Annotated in this window: 6 protein-coding genes and 1 pseudogene; 3 read left to right on the forward strand and 4 right to left on the reverse strand. The window is 70.8% G+C overall.

What is annotated here, in order from left to right; genetic code table 11:
- Nucleotides 1–136: 136 nt before the first annotated feature.
- The 3 genes and pseudogenes from RMN86_RS08015 to RMN86_RS08020 all read left to right on the forward strand — a co-directional run bounded on the left by RMN86_RS08015 (nt 137) and on the right by RMN86_RS08020 (nt 980).
- Nucleotides 137–334 carry a cold-shock protein gene (locus RMN86_RS08015; RefSeq protein WP_309605312.1) on the forward strand — a complete coding sequence of 66 codons (198 nt, stop codon included), beginning with the start codon at nt 137–139 and terminating at the stop codon, nt 332–334.
- A 90-nt stretch (nt 335–424) separates the two neighbouring features.
- A pseudogene (locus RMN86_RS18140) lies at nt 425–544 on the forward strand (hypothetical protein); the annotation flags it as partial.
- Between the two features lie 46 nt (nt 545–590).
- Nucleotides 591–980 carry a transposase gene (locus RMN86_RS08020; RefSeq protein WP_309605308.1) on the forward strand — a complete coding sequence of 130 codons (390 nt, stop codon included), beginning with the start codon at nt 591–593 and terminating at the stop codon, nt 978–980.
- A 19-nt stretch (nt 981–999) separates the two neighbouring features.
- Here the strand turns inward: RMN86_RS08020 and RMN86_RS08025 are convergent, their stop codons facing one another.
- From RMN86_RS08025 to RMN86_RS08040, 4 genes are read right to left on the reverse strand one after another with little or no spacing between them, the layout of a single operon-like run.
- Nucleotides 1,000–1,431: a DUF1178 family protein gene (locus RMN86_RS08025; RefSeq protein ID WP_309605309.1), complete on the reverse strand. Its 432-nt coding sequence runs from the start codon at nt 1,429–1,431 to the stop codon at nt 1,000–1,002.
- Nucleotides 1,428–2,255 carry a carbon-nitrogen hydrolase family protein gene (locus tag RMN86_RS08030; RefSeq protein ID WP_309605310.1) on the reverse strand — a complete coding sequence of 276 codons (828 nt, stop codon included), beginning with the start codon at nt 2,253–2,255 and terminating at the stop codon, nt 1,428–1,430. Before RMN86_RS08030 ends, RMN86_RS08025 begins: the two co-directional genes overlap by 4 nt.
- A gap of 43 nt (nt 2,256–2,298) precedes the next feature.
- Nucleotides 2,299–2,562 carry a glutaredoxin 3 gene (gene grxC, locus RMN86_RS08035; RefSeq protein WP_309605311.1) on the reverse strand — a complete coding sequence of 88 codons (264 nt, stop codon included), beginning with the start codon at nt 2,560–2,562 and terminating at the stop codon, nt 2,299–2,301.
- Nucleotides 2,563–2,594: 32 nt separating this feature from the next.
- Complete coding sequence (locus RMN86_RS08040; protein ID WP_309605313.1) at nt 2,595–3,338, reverse strand: phosphoribosyltransferase family protein; 744 nt, start codon at nt 3,336–3,338, stop codon at nt 2,595–2,597.
- Nucleotides 3,339–3,367 lie beyond the last annotated feature (29 nt).

The following is a 3,367-nucleotide window of genomic DNA, read 5'->3' on the forward strand; positions in this document are numbered from 1 at the left end:
CTTCGGCGGCGGCGGGGGCGGGGGCGGCTTTGACCGTCCGCGCGGCGGCGGCGGCGGGTTTGGCGGTGGCGGTGGCGGTGGCGGTGGCGGCGGTGGCCGACCCTCCGGCGACCCGGCCGGCGCCGGCGCGGGCACGGTGAAGTGGTTCAACCCCACCAAGGGCTTCGGCTTCATTCAGCCCGACGACGGCGGCCAGGACGTGTTCGTGCACATCTCGGCGGTCGAGCAGGCCGGCCTGCGCGGACTGAACGAAGGCCAGCAGGTCGCCTACGACCTCGAAGCCGACCGGCGCAGCGGCAAGACCTCGGCGACCAACCTCAAGGTCAACGACTAGGCAGGCTTGCCGAGGATTCCCAACGGAAGGGGAGCGTGATTCGCTGATCCGATCTGATTCGGAGGGCGGGTGATCGCGGGCCAGTCGCCGGTGGCGGCCACGGCGGAACAGCGAGCTTGGCTGCGGGCGCTGGCTGTTTCGCGGGATCGGGGCGAGGCGGATCGGGCGCGGGCGATCCTGTTGACGCTGGCGGGCTGGACCAGTTCGCGGATCGGCGAGGCCTTCGCGGTTTGCGAGGACACGGTGCGACGGTGGCATGGATTCGCTGGACTTCGGCGCGCGCAAGCTCGTCGTCCGCGCCAGCCGCGCCAAGACCAGCGCCGACTTCATCGGCCATCTGGAGCAACTGGACCGCATCTACGGTCCCAAGCCGGGACGACGCAAAAAGCCTGTCGTGCTGGTGCTCGACAACGGCCCCATCCACCTCAGCAAGGCGAGCCGGGCCGCCTTCCAAGCCCGCGAGCACTGGCTCGCCGTCGAGTGGCCGCCCAAGTACGCCCCGAACTCAACGACATCGAGATCGTCTGGGACCCACTCAAGGCCAACCACCTCGCCCATCAGACCTTCGCCGATCCCCACGCCCTGGAACACGCTATCCATGCCGCCGTCGATCAGCTCAACGCCGAGCGAAATCGCCTTCCGGTAGGCAGGCCGCGAATCTCTGCTCAGTTCAAGTCCGTCTTCTTCGGCGGCTCGGGCGGCAGGGGGGCGATCGGCACACCGTCCTCGACTAGATCGCGGACCTCGGCGGAGGTGGCTTGGCCATAGATGCCGCGCTCTTCGGACCGGCCCTCGTGGATGGCGCGGGCCTCATTGGCGAACCCGTCGCCGACATCATCGAAGTTGGCTTCAACGTGGCGGCGGATGCGGCCCATGGCCTCCATCATGACGGCGTGTTGTTGAGCCGGCCCCGCGTCGGCGCCGCGCGTCTTCGTCCCGCTGACCGCCGGCGCCATGATCGCCTTGCGCACCGCCTTGGAGCCGCAGACAGGGCATTCGATCAGGCCCCGCCCCTGCTGATCGTCAAAATCGGACGAGGCGGCGAACCAACCCTCGAAGGCATGCTCGCGGTCGCAGAGGAGCGCGTACTTGATCATCCGAGCGGCTCGGGCGCGGCGAAGGCGCGGGCGTTGGCCAGGGCCGGGATCGCGGCGCGGGCCTTGCCGGAGGCGGCCAGGTCCAGGTCGGCGAGCAACACGCCGGGCTCGTCGTGGTCGAGATGCGCCACCACCTCACCCCACGGCGCGACCACCAGCGAGTGGCCATGGGTGCCGCGGCCGTCCTCGTGGCGCCCGCCCTGCGCCGGGGCCAGGACGAAGGATCCGGTCTCGATGGCCCGGGCCCGCATCAGCACTTCCCAGTGCGCCTCACCGGTCGGCCGGGTGAAGGCCGCCGGGATAGTCATCACCTCGGCGCCGGCCAGCGCCAGGGCGCGGTAGAGCGCCGGGAAGCGCAGATCGTAGCAGACGGTCAGCCCAAGTTTCAGGTCGCCCGCCCGCGCGGTGACCGCCCGGTCGCCGGGCTCATAGGTCGCCGATTCCCGGGCGCTTTCGCCGCTGGGCAGGTCGACGTCGAACATATGCAACTTGTCGTAGGTCGCGGTGACCGCGCCGGCGGGCGAGATCAGCACCGCTCGGTTGGCCGCCTTGCCGTCCTCGCGCTCCACCAGGGCCGAGCCGATCAGGACCCAGACGCCAAGATCCGCCGCCGCCTGACGCAGACCTGCCACCACGAGATCCCCGTCCAGACGCTTGAGCATCGGCAGCAGGATCGCGCGGTCCTTCTGCAGGACGTTGGTCCCCTCGGGGGTGGCGATGAACGCCGCGCCCGCCGCCGCGGCCTCGCGGACCAGCGGCAGGACGTGGGCGAGCGCGGCCTCCTGCGTGGCCGGCGTGCGCGTCTGGATCAGGGCGACTTTCATGGCGGCGTCATATCATCCCGCGCCCAGTAAGGCAGGGATGACGCTACGCCGCGTCGTGCAGCAGGGGATCGAGCTGGCCTGAGCGTTCCAGGGCCATCATCTCGTCGCAGCCGCCGATGTGGCGTTCGCCGATGAAGATCTGCGGAAAGGTCGCGCTGCCGCCCGACCGCTGGACCATTTCGCGGCGCAGGTCCGGATCGAAGCCCGCCTCGATCTCGGTGAAGTCGACGCCCTTGTCCTCCAGCAGGCCGAGCGCCCGCACGCAAAAGGGGCAATAGGGCTTGGTGTAGATGGTGACCTGGGACATGGACCTTCAAGCGCGATGCGACCGTAGAAGGTTCATATGGTGAGTCCCGGCATTTCTTGAACCCTGGCGATCACCGCGACCGTCACCCGCGCGGCGCCGGCGGCCTTCAGCGCCCGCGCGCAGCCCTCGGCGGTGGCGCCGGTGGTCATCACGTCGTCGATCAGCAGGATCCGCCTGCCGGCAACCTGGGCGCGGCGGCCGGACGGGACGTCGAAAGCGCCGGCGACGTTGCGACGCCGTCCGGACCCGGACTTGCCACCTTGCGTCTCCGTGGCGCGGCGGCGGATCAGGGCGTCGGGCAGGTAGGCTACGCCGCTGAGGCGCGACAGCGGCCGCGCAATCTCGGCGGCCTGATTGTACCGGCGGCTGAGCAGGCGCGCCGGGTGCAGCGGGACCGGCGCGAGGGCGTCAGCATCCGCCAGCAGGTCGTGCGCCGCGCGCGACAGCCAGCGGGCGAACAGCGGCGCGAGGTCCAGCCGGTCGGCGTGCTTCAGCTTGAGGATCGGATCGCGCGAGGTCTCATCGTAGAGGCAGGCGGCGCGGGCGGCGTCGAAGGCGCGCGGCCGGGCCAGGCAGGCGGCGCACCTGGCGGCGATGTCGTAGTCGAAGGGCGTGCCGCAACCATCGCACACCGGGCCGTCGAGGAACCGGATGCGACTCCAGGCCGCCGCCGACAATCCTCCGGCCAAGGCCGCGCCGCCGTCGATGGCCTGCGGCGGAAAGATCAGGTCGAGCGCGCCATGCCAGGCCGCCCGGACGCGCGGCCCGGGTTTCAAAAGGGTCCGGAAGAGGCCATCGTCCGCGC

Source organism: Phenylobacterium sp. (assembly GCF_031360265.1).
In the GTDB taxonomy this organism is placed as follows: domain Bacteria; phylum Pseudomonadota; class Alphaproteobacteria; order Caulobacterales; family Caulobacteraceae; genus Phenylobacterium.